At 58.5% G+C, this 21,978-nt stretch carries 23 protein-coding genes; 10 read left to right on the top strand and 13 right to left on the bottom strand.

The genetic code is table 11. The features are described 5' to 3' along the window. Window positions 1–43: 43 nt before the first annotated feature. Window positions 44–1,099 carry an A/G-specific adenine glycosylase gene (gene mutY / locus ACR0JI_RS07020; protein WP_480493893.1) on the bottom strand — a complete coding sequence of 352 codons (1,056 nt, stop codon included), beginning with the start codon at window positions 1,097–1,099 and terminating at the stop codon, window positions 44–46. Window positions 1,100–1,180: 81 nt separating this feature from the next. Here mutY and ACR0JI_RS07025 point away from each other — a divergent pair, with 81 nt between their 5' ends. Both ACR0JI_RS07025 and ACR0JI_RS07030 read left to right on the top strand, forming a co-directional pair. Continuing rightward, window positions 1,181–1,687, top strand: coding sequence for a DUF721 domain-containing protein (locus ACR0JI_RS07025; RefSeq protein ID WP_209504997.1), 507 nt, complete (start codon window positions 1,181–1,183; stop codon window positions 1,685–1,687). Window positions 1,688–1,700: 13 nt separating this feature from the next. Next, complete coding sequence (locus ACR0JI_RS07030) at window positions 1,701–2,363, top strand: DsbA family protein (RefSeq protein WP_480474161.1); 663 nt, start codon at window positions 1,701–1,703, stop codon at window positions 2,361–2,363. 37 nt (window positions 2,364–2,400) lie between these two features. On the opposite strand, the gene lpxK is transcribed toward ACR0JI_RS07030, so the two are convergent. The 5 genes from lpxK to ACR0JI_RS07055 all read right to left on the bottom strand — a co-directional run bounded on the left by lpxK (window position 2,401) and on the right by ACR0JI_RS07055 (window position 8,440). After that, window positions 2,401–3,402 carry a tetraacyldisaccharide 4'-kinase gene (gene lpxK, locus ACR0JI_RS07035; protein WP_480493892.1) on the bottom strand — a complete coding sequence of 334 codons (1,002 nt, stop codon included), beginning with the start codon at window positions 3,400–3,402 and terminating at the stop codon, window positions 2,401–2,403. Further along, window positions 3,389–4,627 carry a 3-deoxy-D-manno-octulosonic acid transferase gene (locus ACR0JI_RS07040; protein ID WP_480493891.1) on the bottom strand — a complete coding sequence of 413 codons (1,239 nt, stop codon included), beginning with the start codon at window positions 4,625–4,627 and terminating at the stop codon, window positions 3,389–3,391. Before ACR0JI_RS07040 ends, lpxK begins: the two co-directional genes overlap by 14 nt. Next, entirely contained in the window at window positions 4,624–5,424 is an 801-nt protein-coding gene (locus ACR0JI_RS07045) for an inositol monophosphatase family protein (protein ID WP_480493890.1), read from the bottom strand. Before ACR0JI_RS07045 ends, ACR0JI_RS07040 begins: the two co-directional genes overlap by 4 nt. Beyond that, window positions 5,411–6,757, bottom strand: coding sequence for a TldD/PmbA family protein (locus tag ACR0JI_RS07050; protein WP_480493889.1), 1,347 nt, complete (start codon window positions 6,755–6,757; stop codon window positions 5,411–5,413). The genes ACR0JI_RS07045 and ACR0JI_RS07050 overlap by 14 nt, the downstream gene beginning before the upstream one ends. A gap of 168 nt (window positions 6,758–6,925) precedes the next feature. Beyond that, window positions 6,926–8,440, bottom strand: coding sequence for a DUF2125 domain-containing protein (locus tag ACR0JI_RS07055; protein WP_480493888.1), 1,515 nt, complete (start codon window positions 8,438–8,440; stop codon window positions 6,926–6,928). Window positions 8,441–8,580: 140 nt separating this feature from the next. On the opposite strand from ACR0JI_RS07055, the gene ACR0JI_RS07060 reads away from it, so the two are divergent. Genes ACR0JI_RS07060 through ACR0JI_RS07070 form a run of 3 tightly spaced genes read left to right on the top strand, consistent with a single transcriptional unit; the run spans window position 8,581 to window position 10,663 of the window. After that, the gene (locus tag ACR0JI_RS07060; RefSeq protein WP_480493887.1) at window positions 8,581–9,324 is read left to right on the top strand and encodes an SDR family oxidoreductase; all 744 of its coding nucleotides are present in this window, start codon (window positions 8,581–8,583) and stop codon (window positions 9,322–9,324) included. Continuing rightward, window positions 9,321–9,929 (top strand): enoyl-CoA hydratase/isomerase family protein, encoded by a 609-nt coding sequence (locus ACR0JI_RS07065; protein ID WP_480493886.1) that lies wholly within the window; start codon window positions 9,321–9,323, stop codon window positions 9,927–9,929. Before ACR0JI_RS07060 ends, ACR0JI_RS07065 begins: the two co-directional genes overlap by 4 nt. Next, window positions 9,926–10,663 (top strand): VOC family protein, encoded by a 738-nt coding sequence (locus tag ACR0JI_RS07070; RefSeq protein WP_480493885.1) that lies wholly within the window; start codon window positions 9,926–9,928, stop codon window positions 10,661–10,663. Before ACR0JI_RS07065 ends, ACR0JI_RS07070 begins: the two co-directional genes overlap by 4 nt. On the opposite strand, the gene ACR0JI_RS07075 is transcribed toward ACR0JI_RS07070, so the two are convergent. After that, entirely contained in the window at window positions 10,664–10,960 is a 297-nt protein-coding gene (locus ACR0JI_RS07075; protein ID WP_480493884.1) for an HNH endonuclease, read from the bottom strand. It abuts the gene before it with no gap. Between the two features lie 48 nt (window positions 10,961–11,008). Between ACR0JI_RS07075 and ACR0JI_RS07080 the strand changes: the two genes are divergently transcribed. Further along, on the top strand, window positions 11,009–12,193 hold the full coding sequence (locus ACR0JI_RS07080) for a TIGR03862 family flavoprotein (protein ID WP_480474150.1): 1,185 nt from the start codon (window positions 11,009–11,011) through the stop codon (window positions 12,191–12,193). Between the two features lies 1 nt (window position 12,194). Here ACR0JI_RS07080 and holA read toward each other — a convergent pair whose 3' ends face one another. The 4 genes from holA to ACR0JI_RS07100 form a co-directional block, all read right to left on the bottom strand. Continuing rightward, window positions 12,195–13,223: a DNA polymerase III subunit delta gene (holA, locus tag ACR0JI_RS07085; protein ID WP_480493883.1), complete on the bottom strand. Its 1,029-nt coding sequence runs from the start codon at window positions 13,221–13,223 to the stop codon at window positions 12,195–12,197. Next, complete coding sequence (gene lptE, locus ACR0JI_RS07090; RefSeq protein WP_480493882.1) at window positions 13,220–13,711, bottom strand: LPS assembly lipoprotein LptE; 492 nt, start codon at window positions 13,709–13,711, stop codon at window positions 13,220–13,222. The genes holA and lptE overlap by 4 nt, the downstream gene beginning before the upstream one ends. Then, on the bottom strand, window positions 13,698–16,235 hold the full coding sequence (gene leuS / locus ACR0JI_RS07095) for a leucine--tRNA ligase (protein WP_480493881.1): 2,538 nt from the start codon (window positions 16,233–16,235) through the stop codon (window positions 13,698–13,700). Before leuS ends, lptE begins: the two co-directional genes overlap by 14 nt. Window positions 16,236–16,307: 72 nt before the next feature. Then, the gene (locus ACR0JI_RS07100) at window positions 16,308–16,793 is read right to left on the bottom strand and encodes a DUF3576 domain-containing protein (protein ID WP_480476837.1); all 486 of its coding nucleotides are present in this window, start codon (window positions 16,791–16,793) and stop codon (window positions 16,308–16,310) included. 281 nt (window positions 16,794–17,074) lie between these two features. Between ACR0JI_RS07100 and ACR0JI_RS07105 the strand changes: the two genes are divergently transcribed. Both ACR0JI_RS07105 and ACR0JI_RS07110 read left to right on the top strand, forming a co-directional pair. Then, entirely contained in the window at window positions 17,075–18,142 is a 1,068-nt protein-coding gene (locus tag ACR0JI_RS07105) for a porin (RefSeq protein WP_480493880.1), read from the top strand. A gap of 99 nt (window positions 18,143–18,241) precedes the next feature. Beyond that, entirely contained in the window at window positions 18,242–18,901 is a 660-nt protein-coding gene (locus tag ACR0JI_RS07110; protein ID WP_480493879.1) for a YggS family pyridoxal phosphate-dependent enzyme, read from the top strand. Here ACR0JI_RS07110 and ACR0JI_RS07115 read toward each other — a convergent pair. Then, the gene (locus tag ACR0JI_RS07115; RefSeq protein ID WP_480484110.1) at window positions 18,885–19,385 is read right to left on the bottom strand and encodes a L,D-transpeptidase family protein; all 501 of its coding nucleotides are present in this window, start codon (window positions 19,383–19,385) and stop codon (window positions 18,885–18,887) included. The two genes, ACR0JI_RS07110 and ACR0JI_RS07115, sit on opposite strands and share 17 nt — an antisense overlap. Continuing rightward, window positions 19,382–20,473, bottom strand: coding sequence for a GTP cyclohydrolase II (ribA, locus tag ACR0JI_RS07120; protein WP_480493878.1), 1,092 nt, complete (start codon window positions 20,471–20,473; stop codon window positions 19,382–19,384). Before ribA ends, ACR0JI_RS07115 begins: the two co-directional genes overlap by 4 nt. A gap of 162 nt (window positions 20,474–20,635) precedes the next feature. On the opposite strand from ribA, the gene ACR0JI_RS07125 reads away from it, so the two are divergent. Together ACR0JI_RS07125 and ACR0JI_RS07130 are read left to right on the top strand one after the other, a co-directional pair. Beyond that, window positions 20,636–21,322, top strand: coding sequence for a response regulator transcription factor (locus ACR0JI_RS07125; RefSeq protein WP_171724917.1), 687 nt, complete (start codon window positions 20,636–20,638; stop codon window positions 21,320–21,322). Window positions 21,323–21,560: 238 nt separating this feature from the next. Beyond that, window positions 21,561–21,953, top strand: a complete 393-nt coding sequence (locus tag ACR0JI_RS07130) for a GFA family protein (RefSeq protein ID WP_480474142.1) — start codon at window positions 21,561–21,563, stop codon at window positions 21,951–21,953. Window positions 21,954–21,978: the final 25 nt, after the last annotated feature.

Below are 21,978 nucleotides of genomic sequence, written 5' to 3' on the forward strand. Positions count from 1 at the left end.
ATGGGAACAGCCTAGCCGCGAGGCCAAGGAATGCACAGCGGTCTTATTGTCCTTTCCACAGATCATAGGCTTTGCGCATCACTGTGGGCAGGTCGCTGGGTTGGAAGCTGTGCTTTCCCACTGCGATCAAGTGTTCGGGAACATCCTGACCGGTGGTTTCTGCGGCCCAGATTCTTAAAATCAGATGAAAATGCGTAAAGGTGTGGCGCACCTCGCCCGGCACCATTTTCCAATCTGCCGCAAGCGGGGGGTGCTCGACCGGATCGTCAGCCCACTCCGATCCGGGCCAGCCCAGCATTCCGCCCAGCAGACCTTTGTCCGGTCGGCGCTCCAGCAGCATGGCCCCATCTGACATGCGCACAATATAAACGTGACCGCGACGGGTGGGTTTGGGCTTTTTCGGTGTTTTTCGGGGAAGATCAGCCTGTGTTCCCGCGATCCGCGCTTTGCATGGTTCGCGCAGCGGGCAAATGCCACATGCCGGGGATTTCGGCGTGCATATCGTGGCCCCCAAATCCATGACCGCCTGCGCGTAATCACCGGGCCGAGTAGAAGGTGTCAGCGCTGAGGCTTTTTCCTTCAGCAGGGGTTTCGAGCCGGGCAGCGGCGCGTGGATGTCGTAAAATCGGGCCATGACGCGTTCGACATTGCCATCCAGAACCGTTTCAGGCTGATCGAAGGCGATGGCCGAGATTGCCGCAGCGGTATAAGGGCCGATGCCGGGTAGCGTCAGCAGCGCATCATATTTATCGGGGAACTGACTATTGTGATCCCGTGTCACAGCGCGGGCGCATTTCAAGAGGTTGCGCGCACGCGCGTAATAGCCAAGACCGGCCCATTCCCCCATGACCTGATCATCCGGCGCGGCGGCCAGCGCCTGAACCGTAGGCCAACGTGTCACGAAGCGCAGAAAGTAATCCCGCACCGCTGCTACAGTCGTCTGTTGCAACATCACTTCGGACAACCAGATCCGATAGGGGTCAGGGCGTACCCCGGCGGCGCGCTCTGCCGGTCCTGTGCGCCATGGCATGGCGCGAGCGTTGTGGTCATACCACTCCAGAAGCGCAGCGCTGGCGGTGAATTCAAAGGAATCACGCAAGTTTTATTCGTCTCCCTGTCAGGTTTCGCTGGCACCCGGTGTTCTGCCTATTACAATAGCGGCGCAGGAGTTGGAAACCAGATGCAACGCAGACGTTCGTCAACCCGCGGGTTCAAGCGCACCGCGTCTTTGCTGAATGACCAGATCAGGCGCGCCGGGGAAAGCCGGGGCTTTGCTGTCTCACGTCTGTTGACCCATTGGGCCGAGATCGTGGGTCAGGATACCGCCGCCATCGCGCGCCCAGTCAGTGTCGGCTATGGCAAAGGCGGTTTCGGCGCGACCCTGACCGTTCTGACCACAGGCCCGCAGGCCCCGATGCTGGAAATGCAGAAGGAACAGCTGCGTGGTAAAGTGAACGCGGTCTACGGCTATAATGCCATCAGCCGTGTCCGGATCACCCAGACCGCTCCGACCGGATTTGCCGAGGGGCAGGCCAGTTTCGACCATAGACCGAAGCAAGCAAAACCCGAGATTGCACCTGAAATTGCTGCCGAGGCAGACAAAGTGTCACGCAGTGTAAATGATGAAGATTTGCGCGCGGCCCTTGAACGTCTTGGGCGCAACGTTTTATCCAAACAGAAACGCTGAGAAAGGGCTGAGAATGAGCCGTATTGCAACCGTAATCTGTGCGGCCGTCGCCGTGGCCGCTGGCGGCTATTGGGTGTCGCTGACAAATTCCAACACAAGTTTTCCGCTGGTCAGTGCCGCCGAGGCGCAAGAGGCGGACCTGGATACATCCACAATCATTGACATGGTTCAGGGGGCTGAAGGGGCGCCTGTCGAAATCATCGAATACGCATCCTACACCTGCCCGCATTGCGCGAATTTCCACAAGAGCGCGTATAAACAGCTCAAGAAGGATTTCATTGACACAGGCAAGGTCAAGTTCACCTATCGTGAGGTCTATTTTGATCGCTACGGTCTGTGGGCGTCGATGGTGGCCCGCTGTGCCGGCCCCGAGAAATTCTTTGGCATCACTGATCTGATTTACGAAGGTCAGGCAGAATGGACGCGCGCAGGTGGCCCGGCCGAGATCGTCGATGAACTGCGCAAGATTGGTCGTCTGGCAGGTATTGATGGCGACCAGCTTGAGGCCTGTTTGCAGGATGGCACCAAGGCGCGGACATTGGCCGCGTGGTATCAGGAAAACGCTGAACGCGATGGAATTCAGGCAACCCCGTCCTTCATCGTGAACGGCAAGAAAGTTGACAATCAGTCCTACGCGGACTTCAAAAAGCTGATCGAAGCAGAGCTCGGCAGCTGACCCGAACCCGGCTGGCGCCACCGGGGGCCAGCCTGAGTTACTTTGGTGAAGGGACGGTTTTCAAAAGCATGTCCCTGACCACGTCGGCGTCTGAAATCTGAAGCCGAACCGGCAAAGTGATCACCTTGCTTCGGAAAGCGGGCGGCAGGCGAACGGCGTCTTTTTCGGTGGTGACCATCTGAGCGCTCAGCAAACGCGCCTCGTTTTCCAGCCGGGTCATCAGGGCCTGTGTCAACGGTTGGTGATCGTCCAACGCCTCGGCCCGGACCAGATCCACACCCAACCGACGTAGGGTTTGGAAGAACTTTTCGGGATAGCCGATTCCTGCAAACGCCAACGCACGCGTTTCTGACCAATCCATGCCGGTTTGCAGGGGTTCGACTGCCCCGGTGACATGAGGAACGGTCAACCGGTCTTTCCAGTTGTTGGCAAACACCTTTTGTGCCGCCTCTTCACCCAAGGACAGTACAAGATCGGCCCGTTGCAGGCCGGTATCGACCGGCTCTCGCAGTGGACCGGCTGGCAGGCATAATCCGTTTCCAAATCCGCGCTGGGCGTCCACAACGATAATCGAGAAATCCTTGGCGACCGAAGGGTTCTGAAAACCATCATCCAGAACGATCACTGTTGCCCCCGCCGCGGCCGCTGCACGCGCACCCGCCGCCCGATCCTTGGCAACCCAGACTTCGGCAAACATCGACAGCAACAGCGGCTCGTCCCCCACCTCGGCGGCGGTGTGCCTGCCTGGATCGACCTGCACCGGGCCTTCCAGTGACCCGCCATGTCCTCGTGTCACGACATGCGGCTTGTGCCAGGCATTGCCCAGCTGTTCGAGGGTCCAGATGACGGTGGGCGTTTTTCCGGTTCCACCTGCATTGAGATTGCCGATGCAGATCACGGGCACACCGGGATTTTCCCCCGATTTCGAGGCAATCCTGCGGGCAGTCGCCGCGGCATAAAGGCGGCCCAGCGGGGCCAGCAGCCGCGCCCTCAGATCCGGCTGGTCCGGAGGAGTGTTCCAGAACTCAGGTGCCCGCATGATCTGCGCTCCTCTCGTCCAGAATATCCTGCACCAATTCGATGAGAGTGTCTGCCTGCGGCGCACCTTCGGTGATTATCTGCCATCCTGCCAAAGCCATGTCAGCGGCGCGGTCCGGTGCCAGAAGCTGTACGACGGCATCGCCCAACTCGGTTGCTGACTTGACCTCCTTGGCTGCGCTTGCCTGTTGCAGGTGGGCGTAAAGCTCGTGATGGCGATGCACGAATGGTCCAGAAATTATGGCAGACCCCAGCGCGATTGCGTCGGACGGGTCCTGACCGCCTGCACCGCGTTCCAGTGAACTGGCCATGAACGTCACTGCCGACACACGGTGCCACAACCCCAGGTTTTCGGGGTCCGCGGTCAGAACGACCTGCGTGCTGTCTTCGATCAAGTCGCCATCGTCCCAGTTAACACAGCGTAGATCCATCGCCTCCAGCCTCCGTTTTAGGGGGGCAGCTTCGTGAACGTCGGCGACGTGAAGTACAAGAACCAGCCGGTGCAAAAGGCGCAATGCCTGACGATGTGCTGTCAGAACCGAAATAAACTCTTTGTCCTGCACCCAGGCAGCCAACCAAACAGGTCGCCCTGCAAGCGTGTGGTTGGTTTCGATCAGCTCGTCTTCTGGCCAAGGTCTTGGATTTGGGCTGATGCGCAAAGGCGGCGATTCTTCGACTGTTGAAAACGGGATGCCAAGTCTCCGGATGTGACGGGCGGTTTCAGAATTTGCAGTCAGTATCTTGCGAAAGCAGCTAAAGGTCACTCTGGTTATGTCTGGCAGCCAGCGCGCGTTCCGGGACAGTGCAACGGTAAACTGGGCGTCAAACAACACAAGGGGTACAGCCTGTTCATCGGCTCGGGTTATGATGTTGGGCATCAAATCACCGCCGACCCAAATCCCGATACCTGGGCGCCAGTATTCGATAAAGTCACGCGCGGCCCCGCTCTGTTCCTGAGGCAGGTTGATCAGGGGAAAGCTGCATTCCGGCCAGGCAGACAGATCCGCGTCCGGCGGAGCGGTCAGTAGAAAATGCAGCTTTGATCGGGACTGAAGCAACCGGCGACAAAAATCACTCACCGCCCGCAGGCGGTCTGGCGTGGCGACGTGCATCCACACGACCTCGCCTTCGGGGCGTGGCAGGTCGGTTTTTACACCAACGCCGTTCCGCATTCTCCAGGACAGCACCCGATAAGCGGCAAGGCTTAATGAGCGCGGTTTGCTCATGCGCCGATTCCGGGCCCGATCGGGTCCAGCTGAGCAGACAGTTGCGCGTGGATCGCAGTGCTGGCGGCGATAACGCCATTTAGCCTGGGGTGGGCATTGTTGAAGATCAGCGGTTGACCCAAACGGTCTGAACAGACGCCGCCTGCCTCTCGGATGATCAGATCACCAGCGGCAATGTCCCATTCCCAGCTGGGGCGAAGGGTCAGCATGGCGTCGAACCGCCCCTGCGCGACCAGCGCCATGCGATAGGCAAGCGAGGGTCGATATGCGCGGTGGAAGGCTGGAACATTCTGATTGCGCCAGTGCTGTGCATCCAGATTTGGTTTGGCGGCCAGAACCTGCGATTGCAATAGCTCAGGCGTTTTCGATGTCGTGATCTTTTGCCCGTTGAGAGTGGCGCCCTGACCCTGCGCCGCAGCATAAAGCAAGTCGCGCATCGGCAGGTAGATTACAGCGGCAGTCACAATGCCATCGACTGCAACGGCCAGCGAATGCGCCCAGGTGCGCGCGCCTTCGGTAAAACTGCGGGTGCCGTCAATCGGATCGACGATAAAGGCGTTGCTGCGGTTCAACCGCTCGGGCGAATCCTCGGATTCCTCGCTGAGCCAGCCATAGCCCGGCCGCGCAGCGCACAGCTTTTCTTCCAGCATCGCGTTGACGGCCAGATCGGCCTCGGTCACCGGACCGGCGCCACCGGGTTTGTCCCAACGCTGTGCCTGCGTCCCGGAATAGCGTGTAGCGATCTTGCCGGCCTCAATCGCGGCCTCAATCAGAAGGGGCAGATCAGTTGCCGGCAAGTGTCATTCCTTCGATCAACAGCGACGGGACCACGCGCGACAAATATGGGCGGGCGTCATTGGCGGGAATGATCCGCCGCAGCATATCACGCAGATTGCCTGCGATTGTGCATTCGTTGACAGGATGCGTGATCACACCGTTTTCGACCCAAAAACCTGATGCACCACGGGAATAGTCGCCCGTATTGGGGTTGATCGTCGATCCGATCATGGACGTGACCAGCAAACCGGTGCCCATATCGCGCAACAGATCGTCGCGACTGCGGGTTCCCTGCGTAAGGCTCAGGTTCCAGTTGCTGGGTGAGGGTGGGCCGGACACACCGCGCGCAGCGTTGCCTGTTGAGTCCATTCCCAACTTGCGGCCACTCGACAGATCCAGTGTCCAGCCCGTCAGGACACCGTTTTCCACGATCACCCGGCGCTGCGTGGGCAGACCTTCGGCATCAAATGGGCGCGAGCCAGAGATACGCGGGCGGTACGGATCTTCGATCAGTGACAGATGCGCGGGCAGCACGTCTTGCCCCAGGCAATCCTTCAGCCAAGACGCGCCGCGCGCAATCGCGGCCCCATTGCTGGCGGCCAGAAGATGCCCGATCAGCGAAGACGAGATACGTTCATCAAGCAACACCGGGAAACTGCCGGTCGCCGGTTTGCGCGCGCCAACCTGTTGCACAGCGCGTTCCCCTGCTGTGCGCCCAATCTCAGCCGCGTCGCGCAGGTCGGATTGAAACGTCCGGCTGTCACCGTCATAGTCGCGCTCCATCCCGGTGCCTTCACCCGAGATCGCAACGCATGAGATGGATCGGCTGCTGCGCTCATACCCACCGGAAAACCCGTTTGTAGCCGCCAGATGCACCCGGTGCGTTCCATAGCTTGCAGCCGCATCCGACACCTGCGTGACGCCTTTTACCGCCAGTGCTGCGGCCTCGGCGGCCAGCGCATCCTGCATCAGGCTTTCTGCGGACGGGGCCGGGGCGGTGTCCAGCAATTCCAGTGACTGAATATCCCAGTCACAGGCCAGTTGGCTTTTGTCCGCCAGCCCGGAATAGGGATCTTCGGGCGCTTCTTTTGCCATGGCCACGGCGCGTTCGGCCATCGCCGCAAGGGTTTCCGGGCGCCTGTCAGAGCTGGACACAATGGCTGAGCGTTTACCCAGAAACACACGCAAGCCCAGATCAGCGCCTTCCGAGCGTTCCGCATGTTCCAGTGCGCCGCCCCGCACATCGACCGAGACCGAGGACCCTTCGAGAACGATGGCATCTGCCGCTTCTGCGCCTGCCCGGCGAGCAACATCGAGCAATTGTTGGCTGATTTCTTCTGGTGTGCGGGTCATGAGGTCTCCAGGTTGATTGCCAAGGACCTAGCCTTGCACCGCCCGCCCCGCAAGACCTGTGACCGGATTGTGCTGTGTGGATCGGGATTAATCCATGCCGCTACCGGGTTTGGCACAAGGTTCACAGGAATGGAAAGGGCCGCACTGCGCGGCCCTTTCAGATAGGTATCACTTGATACGCTGGCCATTCGCCAAAATCTGACCGTCTTCCGTGAATTCGATGGTCGAGTTCAGGGTGTCAGGCTCATCGCCGGGGACAGCCATCAGACCCATCATCATCCGCGCGCCCAGCGCATCGTCGTCCGAAATGAGGCCCATGCCGATCAGCGTATCGATCAGCTGATTGGCGCCAACAAGTTTCAGGTTCGCCACGCCGCTTGGGCTAGGCATTCCGCCAAACTCTTCTGTGTTCGAATTGTCGAAGGCGAAATCGCCATCACCGGTCAGTTTGGCACCAACCAACGAAACCAGAAGCTGGCTGATTTTCAGCGAATGTAACTCACCCGGAGTCTCATCCGACTCAACGTCAATTTCCGGATCGAAGATGTTCATCAGAACTTTTGCCGTGCCGGTCGTGTCCAGCGCGATTGTCGCCGGATCGCGGGGCAGCGCGCCTGCCGGGTCAAAAATGCCCCACAGGACATCAGACATGGTGAAATCGGTCATGTTGAGGCCAAAGGCGAAGGGCTGTATTTCGTCCGATTGCTGGATCGGGAATTCGAAGTTCAACCCTGCACTGGCCATGGACAACTCGATCGGGAACGGCAGATCCGCTGTTGTCACCGCCAGTTTGGTGCTGTTCTGCGCGATGTCATAGGCGATGCGCTCGGCGTCGATGCTGGCGGCAAAGTGCCCACCCTCCGAGGTGCTGTTCATCGAGAACGCCTGTCCTTCGCTGGTCCCGCTCAGATCGGTGCTGCCGGATGCATAGGTAAACGTGCCATCAAAGGCGAAACCCGCTTGGTAAAACGCCTGCGGATCAGACATGTCAAAATCCAGTGGGATCACGTTTTCGCCTTCAAAGGCCAGTTGGCCCAGTTGGCCATTGATCAGCCCGCTTTCACCACTTTCCGGATCCTGAAAGTTCAGGTTATAGGTCAGTGTATCGCTGTTGAATATCTGAGTGATGTTTCGGTGTTCGCCGATTTGCATCCGCGACCGACCGGCCAGATCACCTGCTTCGACCGCGATGCTGAAAACCTCGTTCGGCAGCGGTTCGCCATCAACTTCAATCGAATCCAGCGCAATGCCCAGTTTGTCAGCGGTGTAGTCATAAGTCATGTCTTCGGGTGTACCCGAAACGACCATGTTCAGCTGGCTGTGCGAATAAATCACTTTGGCTGCAAACTCTTCATCGTCGGCTGTTCCCGTGACGTCCATGGGAAAGCTCTCGGGCAATCCGATGGTAACGGTTCCGTCACCATTTTCGGTCAGCGTCATTTCCGGCATGACCATCTGGAACTGCCCGTCTTCTTCCGGAAAGGTCAAAGAAAGTGTCATGTTCGAAATTGTGGTGACGTCACCGGCGATGCTTTCGTCGCCTGTAACGGTGTAGCCCATTGATGTGAAATAGCTTTGCCAGTCGGACCAGACATCATTTGCAGTAAGGTCGGCGAACGCGCCCTGGGTCGCGACGGCATAAGCCAGAACAGCACCGCAGCTGCGGTGGAGGAAAACGGACATAAGGTAACCCTTCTTGATCAATTTGCGGCGCATGGTCGGGGTTGTGGCACCTATCGTCAAGGGGGCAAGGGCTGGACCATTTCCCCGTTTCCGCGTTACGCCTGTTGCCGGGATCAATAACAATGCGTGAGGAGAGGCGAATGCAGGGGAAAACAGTTCTGATAACCGGGGCCAGCCGTGGCATCGGGGCCGAAGCGGGGCGCGTTTTTGCCGCAGCCGGGGCCAATGTCGCATTGGTGGCCCGCAGCCGCGATCAGATTGATGCCTTGGCCGCTGATCTGGGTGATCAGGCCATCGCGCTGGCCTGCGATGTCAGCGATTTCGCGCAGGTCGAGCAGGCTGTGGCCACATGTGTGGATCGGTTCGGCGGGCTGGATGTTCTGATTGGCAATGCCGGTGTGATCGATCCGATCTTTCATCTTTCCAACGCCGATCCTGAGGCCTGGAGCAAAGCTATCGACATCAACCTCAAAGGTGTTTTCTACGGAATGCGTGCGGCATTGCCTGTGATGCGGGCCGCCGGGGGTGGAAGCATTCTGACCGTCTCGTCCGGCGCGGCGTCCAACCCGGTTGAGGCGTGGAGCCATTATTGCGCGTCAAAGGCCGGGGCAAAAATGTTGACGGAATGCCTGCATCTGGAAGAAGCCCAACACGGTATTCGCGCCATGGGGCTGTCGCCGGGGACGGTTGCCACGGATATGCAGCGGTCCATCAAGGCAAGCGGTATCAATCCGGTCAGTCAACTGGACTGGGACGCGCATATTCCCGCAGACTGGCCAGCACGTGCCTTGTTGTGGATGTGTTCCAAGGACGCGGATGAGTATTTGGGAACGGAAATCTCGCTGCGTCTGGAAGACATCCGAAAAAGGGTCGGGTTGATATGATCGACCTGAGGAAAGAGGATGGCCTGTGGGTCGTTACGATCAACAATCCCGAAAAGGCAAACGCCCTGACCGGAGCGATGCTGAATGAACTGGCCGGGATTGCCGAGGCCGCAACCAGCGCGCGGGCGCTGATCCTGACCGGCGCGGGCAAAGTGTTCAGCGCCGGGGCCGATCTGGACGAGGCGCGCGCCGGTCTGGCCACCTCTGACGTCTGGGAAAGACTGTCCGGTGCCATCGCCGCATTGCCCTGCCTGACCATTGCGGCATTGAACGGTACTCTGGCTGGCGGGGCCAATGGCATGGCTTTGGCCTGTGACCTTCGCATTGCGGTGCCAACGGCCAAGTTTTTCTATCCGGTGATGAAGCTGGGGTTTCTGCCGCAACCGTCCGATCCGAAACGGTTGGCGGCTTTGGTGGGCCCGGCCAGAACCAAGTTGATCCTGATGGCAGGTCAGAAGATCACCGCGCAAGAGGCTTATGACTTTGGTCTGGTTGACCGGATCGTCGAGCCCGATCACCTGATGCAAACCGCGCGTGAGTTTGTGACAGACTGCGTGAACGCTGACCCCGTTGTCGCCGCGGACATCGCAAGGATGTGTTCATGAGGATTTCGGCCGTTCGGTTGCGGGTCGCTGACCCGGAAAGACTGGCCGTATTCTATCGCGACGTTCTGGGTATGCGGGTTGACCGGCAGGGGTCAGGTTACCGCGTCGGCTACAACTCGGAAGATGCGGACCTTCTGCTATTGCCGGGTGGTGGCGGATACACCCATGACCGGGGCCAAAGATATTGGAAGATCGGAATTACCGTTCCTGATGTCGATCTTGCGGCAGCGCATCTGCGCGCGCTGGGTACTGCGGTAAGCACGCCGAGCCAGTTTCTGGATATCGGGTACATGTGCCATCTGGCTGATCCCGAAGGGTTTGTCATCGAATTGCTGCAACATGATTTCGAAGGTAACAAACCGGCGCAGGCGGCGGACCGGGACGCTCCGTTTGCGCAGGCCGGGATCGGTCAGATAACCCTTCGGACCGGTGATATCGCAGGTGAAGACGCGTTTTGGCGCGCGCAAGGTGTGTCCTTGCTGTCGATGCAGGAGGTGGCCCCCCATGGCTTTGATCTGCATTTCTACGCTTTTACCGACGAAACCCCTCCAAACCCCGATTTGTGGGCCGTCGAGAATCGCGAATGGTTGTGGAAGCGACCGTATACGACATTGGAGTTCCAGCATCTTGCGGGTGCGCAGTTTGCGCCCGTACCGGATTACCGGGGAATAGTAGTCGAGGGGTTGGCCGCACCTTTGAAAGACGCCTTTGGCGATCCGGTCCTGCCTGGCTGATCACCTGTTGCGTCGCTTGCCCGGAACTTTCGACCGAAATCCGGGTGGGCGTTTACGCACCCAGATCAGGAATTTCTCAAGCCTGGGATGCGCGCGCAAGGCTGCGATCGTGTTGTAACAGCGCGCCAGTTCGGCCTCGGTCAGGGTGGCATGGACTTCTTTGTGGCAAATCTGGTGCAGAAGAACGGTGGGTCCGCCCTTGCCTCCTTTGAGTTTTGGGATCAGATGATGCAGGCTGCCACCCACGCTGGGGATCGGGCGGTCGCAGAGCGGGCAGATCGGATCGTTGTTCGCCATAATGGTTTGAAACTTGCGCCGATAGATGGCGAAGGCAAGAGGGTGCGAATGGCGCAGGCAGTCGTGATCGGAGCAGGCCCCGCAGGGTTGATGGCGGCCGAGCAACTGGCCGAGGCCGGGCATTCCGTGCTGGTTGCCGAAGCCAAGCCCTCGGTTGCACGCAAATTTCTGATGGCTGGTAAATCGGGGCTGAACCTGACAAAGGACGAACCGCCTGAGACACTGATGCGGTCTTTTGCCGATGCGGCGGACTGGTTGCGCCCGATGATCACCGCCTTTGATGCGCAAGCCGTGCAGCACTGGGCGCGTGGACTGGGACAGATATTATTCACAGGTTCTACCGGGCGGGTTTTTCCCGAGGCCATGAAGGCGTCGCCTTTGCTACGCGCATGGCTTGCGCGACTGGGCGCAGCCGGGGTTGAGATCAAAACCCGTTGGCGATGGAAAGGTTGGGAAGCTGATGCGCTGGTATTCGACACCCCGGACGGGCCGCAAAACCTGACTGCTGCTGTAACCGTGCTTGCGCTGGGTGGGGCCAGCTGGGCCCGCCTTGGATCGGATGGTCATTGGACGCAAGTCCTTTCCGGCAGGGGCGTGGAACTTGCACCGTTTGAACCTGCGAATTCAGCCCTGTCGGTGGACTGGAGCACTCATATGCAGCCACATTTCGGGGCGGCGCTGAAGTCGGTTCGGTGGAAGGCCGGTGACCTGGATAGCCGCGGCGAGGCTGCGATCTCGGCAACCGGGCTGGAGGGAGGGGGGCTTTACACTCTCACCCCTGCTTTGCGCAAAGGGCAGCTACTTTTTGTCGATCTGGTGCCCGACCTGGAACAGCAGTCCTTGCAGGCGCGTTGGTCTTCCAGAAAGTCGAAAACCACACTTTCGCAATGGTTGAGAAAGTCGTTGAACCTGTCACCGCAGAAGATCGCCGTGTTTCACGAGATGGCAAAACGCAGTCACTTGCCGCTGCCCGGCGAAGTGGCGGTCCTCAAGAAACTGCCAATCCTGCACGCGGGGCTGCGACCGATGGATGAGGCCATTTCGACGGCAGGTGGCGTGAAACGATCCGCGTTGGGTGACGGGCTGATGCTGAAGACCATGCCGGGCGTGTTCTGCGCCGGTGAGATGCTGGATTGGGAAGCGCCGACCGGGGGGTATCTTTTGACAGCCTGTCTTGCCACTGGCCGCTGGGCCGGTCGGGCCGCTGCCGATTGGCTGGATCAGGGCAAGTAACTCAGCGCGACCGCGCAAGCATCGCCAGACGAATCATTGCGCGCTCGACCAGTGCCATTGAGGGGGCGGTCTGTCCGGCGGAGCGCAGGGAGAGGTCGGTATCCGTAAGAACGGTCAGAGCAGTTTGCAGCTTGGGCGCGCCCCAGCCCTGTGCCTGACGCAGAATACGGTCACGCCGTTTGCCGTAAACCGGCGGACGCAACTTGCCGATACCCTGCGCCGCACCACCGGGATCCGAGGCGCAGGCATAAAGGGTGCGGAAATGCCGGGTTGCCCCAATGCACAGAGTTACCCCGTTGGTACCCTGTGCCTGCAACCGCCGGATCAGCGGTCCGATCTCACCGGCGCGGCCTTCTGCAACCACGTTCAGCACGTCGTCAAGCGCCGCCTCGGTCGAACGCGGGGCGCAGGCTTGGATGTCTTCCATGGTCAGCTCAGAGTTGTCACCACGCTTGTAAAGCGACAGTTTCTCAATGGTTTGGGTGAAGTCACCGGGGCTAAGACTGTTGGCCAGTTCGCTGATGGCAGACATGACATCGCGGGGGATGTTATTCAGTTGCGCCTCAGTCAGAACCCGCTCGACCTCTGCACGCGATGGCGGGTCGTCATAAATGCCTATCGCATAGGCCGCAGGATGCCCCTCGAACGCTTTGCGGATTTTTGAGTTTGGTTTCAGCTGACCAGCCGTCACGATGATCTGAGCGTCGCCGGGGGTCCAATCTTCAAGTGCGGCCAGAATCGCAGGCGAGGCGGTTTCGGTGGCGTCTTCCACAAACACCGCGCGCGGGCCGGGGAAAAACCCAACCGCCTTGACCGCGTCCAGCAGAGACGCCGGATCGCCGCGCAAGTCGCCACCCGGCAGGCGGGTCAGGCGCATTTCCTCTTCCGCACCAGGATCAAGCAGGGCGGCCAGAACCTGCTGCCGCTTAAGCGCCACCCGCATGGCATCCGCACCATAGATCAGCAGCCCGGTCTTGTCCGCATCCGGCTTGGCGAAATACCCGTCTGCCTCGCGCGGGCTCAACTTCATTTGGATAAGCCCGGCGTTGAATATAGGCGGTTCACGATATGCCCGGACAGGATCACCATCAGGCGTTCTTTCGCATCGCGTTCGTCAGCCAGCGTCGAAACGGTAGAACCCGAAGCAGAATAGCCCACAAAATCGGTTACGGTGCCGGACGCCGCGACTTGCCCGGTCTCATTGGATTTCAACGCGTATTGGGCCCGTCCATCAATCGTGTACCGCGTTGTCTCGTTCGTCGTGGTGATGGCCGCGCCGCGGGTTTCGATCGAGACCTGAACATCCAGAGCGTAATCGCTGATAGAGCCCGCGCTGCGGCCCAGTTGTTGTTCAAGGTTCTGAACCAGAAGATAGCTTTCAACGGTATTTGGCGCAGATACCGCCACCCGACCGAACAAGGCAGAGCCCGACCCACCCGGAGCATAAACCGGTTGAAAGCCGCAGGCAGCCAGCGCTAGCGGCATAACAAGCAATGTTCTGCGATCAAACAACGACATTCACGATCCGGCCCGGAACAACGATAACTTTCTTCGGCGCGTTGCCATCCAGCGCCTTTTGGACAGCTTCGGTGCTGAGCGCGATATTTTCAACCTCGGCTTTGTCCATATCTTTTGGAACGCTGATTTCCGCGCGACGCTTGCCGTTGATCTGGATCGGCAGGGTGACGGTGTCATCAACCAGCATCGCTTCATCCGCGACGGGCCACGGGGCGACAGCCACAAGGCCCTCACCGCCCTGATGCGCCCAGATATCTTCCGCCAGATGTGGCGTCATAGGCGACATCAACTGGGCCAGTGTTTTGATTGCCTGTTTCTGAGCCGCCGCACCGGCCTTGGATTTTGCCAGTGTATTGGTGAAGGCATACAGTTTGGCGATGGCTGCGTTGAAGCCAAAGCTTTCGACACCCAATGTCACGTCGCGGATGGTTTTGTGCATCTCGCGCAACAGATCCTCATCGCCTTCGCCCGCTGCATCGGCGTCCATGGCGCCGATCCTGTCACACAGATTCCAAACGCGATTCAAATGCTTATAGGCGGCTTCGGCCCCTGCGGCCGTCCATTCCACGTCCCGCTCGGGTGGCGAATCGGACAGCACGAACCAACGGGCCGTGTCGGCCCCAAAGGCCGAAATGATGCTGACCGGGTCGACCACGTTTTTCTTGGATTTCGACATCTTGGCTGAGGGGATGATTTCGACCTCTGTGCCATCGGCCAGTTTGCCGTTGGTTACATCCTCGGGCAGGTGATAGACCGGGCGGCCGTTGGCGTCGCGCGTCTGGTAAATCTCATGCGTCACCATGCCTTGCGTGAACAGCGCTTCGAACGGCTCGATGGCCTTCTTCGGCAAGTGCCCGGTGAGGTGCATCGCCCGCGCAAAGAACCGGGAATATAGCAGGTGCAGAATCGCGTGCTCAATGCCGCCGATATACTGGTCGACATTCATCCAATACTCGGCCTCAGCCAGATCGGTGGGTGTTTCCGCACGCGGAGCGGTAAAGCGCGCGAAATACCACGACGAATCGACGAAGGTATCCATCGTGTCGGTTTCGCGCTTGGCCGGAGCACCGCAGGAGGGGCAGGAACAATCGCGCCAGGTCGGGTGGCGGTCCAGCGGGTTGCCGGGTTTGTCGAATGTGACATCGTCAGGCAGGCGGACCGGCAGGTTTTCTTTTTTCTCGGGCACCACGCCGCAGCTTTCGCAATGCACGACGGGAATCGGACACCCCCAATAGCGCTGACGGCTGAGGCCCCAGTCCCGCAGACGGTATTTGGTGACACCCTCGCCCCAACCGGCTTGTTCAGCAAAATCGACGGTGGCGTTGATGGCTTCTTCGCCTGTCGCCTCGGTCAAACCGGCGAAGTGGTTCACCCAGCGGACTTTCTCGGTTTTCGGCGGGACGAATGCAATTTTGTCGACCGGCGCGTCGTCATCCAGTGCAAAGAATGTGTCGACCACAGGAAGGCCGTATTTGCGGCAAAAGTCGAGGTCACGCTGATCATGCGCAGGGCAGGCAAAGATTGCGCCCGTGCCGTAATCCATCAGGATGAAATTGGCGATCCAGACCGGCAGTTCCCAGCTCGGGTCCAGCGGGTGCTTGACCTTGATGCCTGTGTCAAAGCCCAGCTTTTCTGCGGTTTCTATGGCTTCCTCAGTGGTACCACCTTTACGACATTCGGCCACGAATTCAGCCACTTCTGGATTTTCGGCTTCAAGCTGTTTTGCGATCGGGTGATCGGGCGAGATGCCAACGAAAGATGCGCCCAGCAGCGTGTCGGGGCGGGTTGTATAGACGGTGATCGGATCGCCGCCGTCTGTGCGTTCAAAGCCGAATTGCAGACCACGGGATTTGCCGATCCAGTTCTCCTGCATCAGGCGCACTTTGGCGGGCCAGTTGTCCAGAGTGTCCAGCGCATCCAGCAATTCTTCGGAATAGTCCGAGATCTTGAAGAACCACTGGGTCAGCTCGCGCCGCTCTACCAGTGCGCCCGAACGCCAGCCACGACCATTTTCAACCTGCTCGTTGGCCAGAACGGTCATGTCGACCGGGTCCCAGTTCACCACAGCGTTTTTGCGATAAACCAGCCCGGCATCCAACATATCGAGGAACAGCGCCTGTTGTTGGCCGTAATACTCGGGGTCGCAGGTCGCGAACTCACGTGACCAGTCGATGGACAGGCCAAGTGGCTTCATCTGATCGCGCATGTCGGCGATGTTGCTGTAGGTCCAGTCCTTCGGATGACCCCCGATGGCCATCGCGGCATTTTCCGCAGGCATCCCGAATGCGTCCCAGCCCATCGGGTGCAGCACGTTATGGCCCGTTGCCAGCTTGTGCCGCGCGATGACGTCACCCATCGTATAGTTGCGCACATGCCCCATATGGATTCTGCCAGACGGGTAAGGAAACATCTCAAGCACATAGTATTTTGGCTTGCCCGCCTTGTGGTTGGCGGTGAAGATCCCGGCCTTGTCCCAGGCCTCCTGCCATTTTGCTTCGATTTCGGTGGCCGAGTAGCGCGACATTGTGCGGTCCTTCGTGAATGAAAACGCCGGGTAGGAACCCGGCGTGGTAATATTGTGGTTTTCGGCGGGTTGCTAGAACTTGTTGTCCGCTATGCGTAGCTGCCGGGCACGCGACAGAATCGCATCCTCGACTGCGCGGGAAGTTGCCGCACTCACCGGAGCCCCCCCACTTGATTGCAGCGCAACCGACAAAGAGCGCGCGGCAAGCGCCGGATCGCTGATATGAACAGTTGCCCGGTAGGATCGGCCGCCGCCCGGAGGCGTGCCATAACCCGTTACGATTACACCGGTAAACGGATCAACCTCTTGCACTGGCAGGAAGCTCAGCACATCCAGCGAAGCCGCCCAAAGATACCGGTTCACGTTTGTTGTCTGTTCGGCGGTGCTGCGGTCAAAGATGTCCCAGATAGTTGCCCGCTCGGGGTCATTCAGCTCCTGTTCGTCCGAATTGCCGCCAGCGATGTTGGGGGAGTATGTTGTTGAAGCGTTTCGATTCTGCCCACATGCCGAAAGAGCGGCGGTCAGCAGGATCATTCCCAAAATCGTCGGCAGGCGCATTGTAAACAGGTCCTGTTTCACTTGTTCTACAGTATTCAGGGGATACTCCTAGCCAAGGACCCCCGCTGCAACAAGTCCATTCTTCTGAAATGTAAGTGTATCAGCTGCATCAGGGCGAAAACTGACTGTGGCATCCTTGCACCAATTTGACCTCAATGACGCTCCCGCCTTTATGCCAAGCTTGCGCAAGGGGGGCAAAAAGAGCGAAACGGTGTCCGTGCTGAGACATATGCCGAGGCATGTGTCGAGTAGATAACTCTTTTGAAACCGAGGGAAACAAGATGAAAAAAGTTCTCTTCGCATCGACGGCGCTGATTGCGACCGCAGGCGTTGCAGCAGCTGAAGTTAACTTCAGCGGTTATGGCCGCTTTGGTATTGCTTACTCTGAAGATCGTACTGGCAGCGTCAACGCCACAACGGCTGCGACTTTCACCACCACAACCGCAAACGGTCAGGTTCTGACCGGGGTCACAAGCACTTCGGTTGCCCTGAATGGCAATGACGTGAGCGACGCGATCCTGGTATCGCGCTTCCGTCTGAACATCGACGGTATCGTTGAAACCGACAGCGGCGTTCGCTTTGAAGGTCGTGTTCGTCTGCAAGCCGACGATGACAACCAGGGCGAAGCAAACTCTGCTGGCCTGAACGGCGCACGCTTCTCGGTCATCTACGGTGGCCTGCGTGTTGACGCGGGTAACGTCGCAGGTGCCTTCGACAACCTGGCAAACTACTACGGCAACGAAGTAGGTCTGGAACTGTTCGCAGGCCAGTATTCGGGCGTTAACTACAGCTTCCTGGGTTACTCGTCGACCGGTTCCGGTTCGAATGGCGTGTTCTTCCAGTACTCTGTTGGCGACTTCTCGTTCGGTGCGTCGTATGATCAGGGTGAAGATACTCTGCCGATCGCTGGTGGTGTCGTCGTTGACGGTGCAGACCGCTGGGATATCAGCGCAACCTACACCTTCAACAACATCACAGCCGCTCTGGCTTATGGTCAGACTGACGCTGGCGGCGCAGGTAGCGATCCGAGCCTGACCGTTCTGACCCTGGGTGGTGAATGGGGTGACTTCTCGGGTACTCTGTTTGTTGCAGACGACGCAACTCAAAATACTGCAACTGACGGTACCGCATGGGGTCTGTCGGCTGCCTACAACCTGGGCGCTGCAACCACCCTGCTGTTCACCTACGGTGACGGTAACGCGAATGCTGACCTGCAGCAGGTTGCTGTTGGCGCGATCTACGACCTGGGCGGCGGTGCATCGCTGCGCGGTGGTATCGGTGTCAACGACTGCGACGTCTGCGCAGACTCGACCTTCGTTGCTGACTTCGGTGCTCAGTTCAACTTCTAAGCTGATCTGAACCGCAAGGTTTAAGGGCGGGTCTTCGGACTCGCCCTTTTCTTTTGCGCCGACTTGGTGTTTTTCTGCGCAAAACAGGATGAGGGTCCCATGTCGCTGCAAGACATCACCGCACGTATCGCCAAAGCCGAAGCCAGGTCAGACAGACCGGCAGGTTCTGTCAAACTGATTGCCGTGTCTAAAGTGCAGCCGAATGAAAGGGTGCAGGCCGTTCTTGAGCAGGGGCACAGATGTTTTGGCGAGAATCGCGTGCAGGAAGCAGCAAGCAAGTGGCCCGCGTTCAAAGAACAGTTCGAGGGTATTGATCTGCACCTCATTGGCCCGTTGCAGACCAACAAGGCCCGTCACGCAATGAAACTGTGCGATGCGATCCATTCGGTAGATCGACCCAAACTGGCCAAGACACTGGCACGTTTGGCACAGGAAATGGGAACCTGTCCGGAGCTGTTCATTCAGGTCAACACCGGTGAGGAAGACCAAAAGGCCGGTATCCTTCCTGCGGGCGCGGATGGTTTCATAGCCGAGTGCAGGTCATTGGATCTGCCCGTGCGTGGATTGATGTGCATTCCTCCGGTCGATGAAGAGCCTGCTCTGCACTTTGCGCTATTGGCCAAAATCGCTGCACGCAACGGGCTTGATGGATTGTCTATGGGGATGAGTCACGATTTCGAACAGGCCATCGCTTTGGGCGCAACCCACGTCCGTGTTGGCTCGGCCATCTTTGGCGAACGGGTTAAACCTCAGGAATGATCAGCCATGATCCGGGGGCAATGCGCTGTGATATCCAGTGCAGATGGTCCCGGCGAAAGGCAACGCAGCCTTCTGTAGGATAACCGGGTCTGCGCCATTGGTGCAGAAAAATCGCTGACCCTCTGCCCGGAACGGCGTTTGGCCAGTTCCAGTCGGTTAAAAGAATCAGGTCATATAACGGGTCGGCGCGGCGCAGCTTTTCATGGCTGAATGCATAGGGTGCGCTGACCATGTGGTTGTATCTGCTTTCAGACACGTCGTCAGACCACAAGTCTCGTGGGCCAATGGCACGGGCCCATTTGCTGGGGGCGGCCATTCGGTCGGCCCGGTATAGCATGCCGACGATTCGATGATATCCGGTGGGGGTCGCGCCATCGCCTTCGCGTTTTGCGTTGCTCAACCCGCCTTTGCCCACGGAACAGGGAAACACCCTGCCAAGAAACCGGATGCCTCGTGGGGTTAGAACAAGATCGTTTGGGGTCAAAGCAGATGCCCTGACTTCCTGGCCTTGGTCGCCAAGTATCCCCGGTTGTGAGAGGTTTCGCCAACCTTCAGAGGGACACGCTCGGTTACTGCGATACCTGTTCGCTCCATCATGGCGATCTTGGCCGGGTTGTTGGTCAGCAAGCGGACAGAATTGAAGCCCAGCGACTTCAATATGTCCGACCCAAGCCGAAAATCGCGCTCATCGTCCTCAAAACCCAGCCTGTGGTTCGCCTCAACAGTGTCAAAACCCTGATCCTGAAGGAAATAGGCGCGCATTTTGTTGGCCAGACCGATACCGCGCCCTTCCTGATTCAGGTACAAAAGAACGCCTGCACCTTCTGCCCCCATCTGTTCCAGGGCACCGCGCAGTTGCGGGCCGCAATCACATTTCAGGCTTCCCATCAGATCGCCGGTGAAACAGGCAGAATGCAATCGGGCCAGCACAGGCTTGTCGCGGTCCGGGCGTCCGATCTCGACGGCGTAGTGCTCTTCACCACCGTCTTCAGGTCGGAAGACGTGCAACCGGCCTGCTTCGGACACCTCCATCGGAAGGCGGGCCGCGACGACTTCGTGCAAAGTGCTGCGATCCGCCAGATGAGGTGTGGCGCGCGTGTGATCAATGCATGTCAGACCGTGCGACGCGGCAAATGCCCTGCCGTCCTCGACAGGTACCACGACCACAGCGGGAAGGATGCGCGCGGATTTGGCCAATGCAATTGCGATACGGTGGAGATTGGCATTACCGTGCCGCTCGGTCATCAACGGGCCCTTCATGGGCGCGTTCAGATCGTCGGAAGGATCGGCAACCGCCTGTACCCATGCGATATCCGCATCCGCCGGGATCGATACACGCGCCAGATCCCCGTCGTACGCCCGCGCTTTCAGGGTTTCAGCACGTCGCCCAGTTATGGCCACCACCGGACTCCCTAGTTTTTTCAGGTCGGCCAGACGCTGCGGGCTGAGCGTTTCGGCAGAAACCGCAAGCACGCTGAAGCCGCTGTCATCAGTCAGTGCAACGGGAACGCCCATGCGCAGATCGGCCCGGGCCCGGGCGAGAAGTTCCGTGATGTCGGGGATGAGACTCATCAATGTTACCCTATAACGCTCAATCTTTCTCCTAGCTCTTTCGAAAGGAAATGTGAAACATTTCCGCGAACTCTGACACGAAGGCGTGAAACGGTTGCAGCAAATCTTGTTGATTGCATATTCCACGCGCAAGTGATGGAAAAGCGTTTGGAGGACCGGGAAATGGCTCAGCTCAAGAAAATCCTGCTAGTGGACGATGATGAGGATCTGCGCGAGGCGCTCAGCGAGCAACTTGTCATGACCGAAGACTTTGACGTGTTCGAGGCGTCGGATGGTCACTCTGCCATGGAGCGCGCGCGCGAAGCGATCTATGATCTGGTCATTCTTGATGTGGGTCTGCCGGATACCGACGGGCGCGAACTGTGCCGCCTCATGCGCAAACAGGGTGTCAAAAGCCCGATCCTGATGCTGACCGGTCATGACAGCGATGCCGATACGATCCTGGGCCTGGATGCCGGCGCGAATGACTATGTCTCGAAACCATTCAAATTCCCGGTGCTTCTGGCACGTATCCGTGCGCAGCTTCGACAGCACGAACAATCCGAGGACGCTGTATTTGTACTTGGCCCCTATACGTTCAAACCGGCGATGAAGATGCTGATCACGGAAGAGGACAGAAAAATCCGCCTGACCGAGAAGGAAACCAACATCCTCAAATTCCTGTACCGCTCGACTGACGGCGTGGTGGCGCGGGATGTGCTGCTTCACGAAGTTTGGGGATATAATGCTGGTGTCACAACGCACACGCTGGAAACCCACATCTACCGCCTGCGTCAGAAGATTGAGCCCGATCCGTCAAATGCGCGCCTTTTGGTCACAGAATCCGGTGGATATAGGCTGGTTTCTTAACTGAGTGTGGATTGATTTGGATCAAAGTGATACCCTGTACTCATAATTAGGTTACTCCCAACCCGCGCATGTCCGGGTTATGACATGCACCTCCCTGTTGGACTGCCGGGCCGGATGGCCCGGCTTTTTTCTTTTCTGAAGGACGAGATCATGCGCCGCCTATACCGTCACAGGCGTTGCGAAATCCATTTTGTTCCTGTAATGTTCTAATTCTTGCGAAAGGTTGGAGGAGCGCGTGATGATCGAAGGAAGCTGTTTGTGCGGGGCGGTGAAGTTTAACCTGAAGTCTCAACCATCCGTGATGGGAACCTGCCATTGCTCAAGATGCAGAAAAGCCGGGGCCAGCACAGTCGTATTTGTCAACAAAGAAGACTTGGTGTGGGTTAGGGGAAGGGAAAACGTAACGCTGCACCAGCCTGATCCGCCTTACAAATACGACAGGTGTTTCTGCACGAAATGCGGGACATCTTTGGGCGAAATCACTTCAGAAGCAGACAGTTTTCCAATCGCTGCAAACGCATTGGATACTGGGTTAAAGCAGAAAGTTCAGTTTCACGAATTTGTTTCGGAAAAGCCGGACTGGTACGAGATTTGCGACGATGCCCCCCAAAATGAAAGCCACCCGTCCTAGCTTTTCTTTTCTGATGGTACCCCAT

The sequence above is a fragment of the Ruegeria sp. N10 genome (assembly GCF_056531545.1).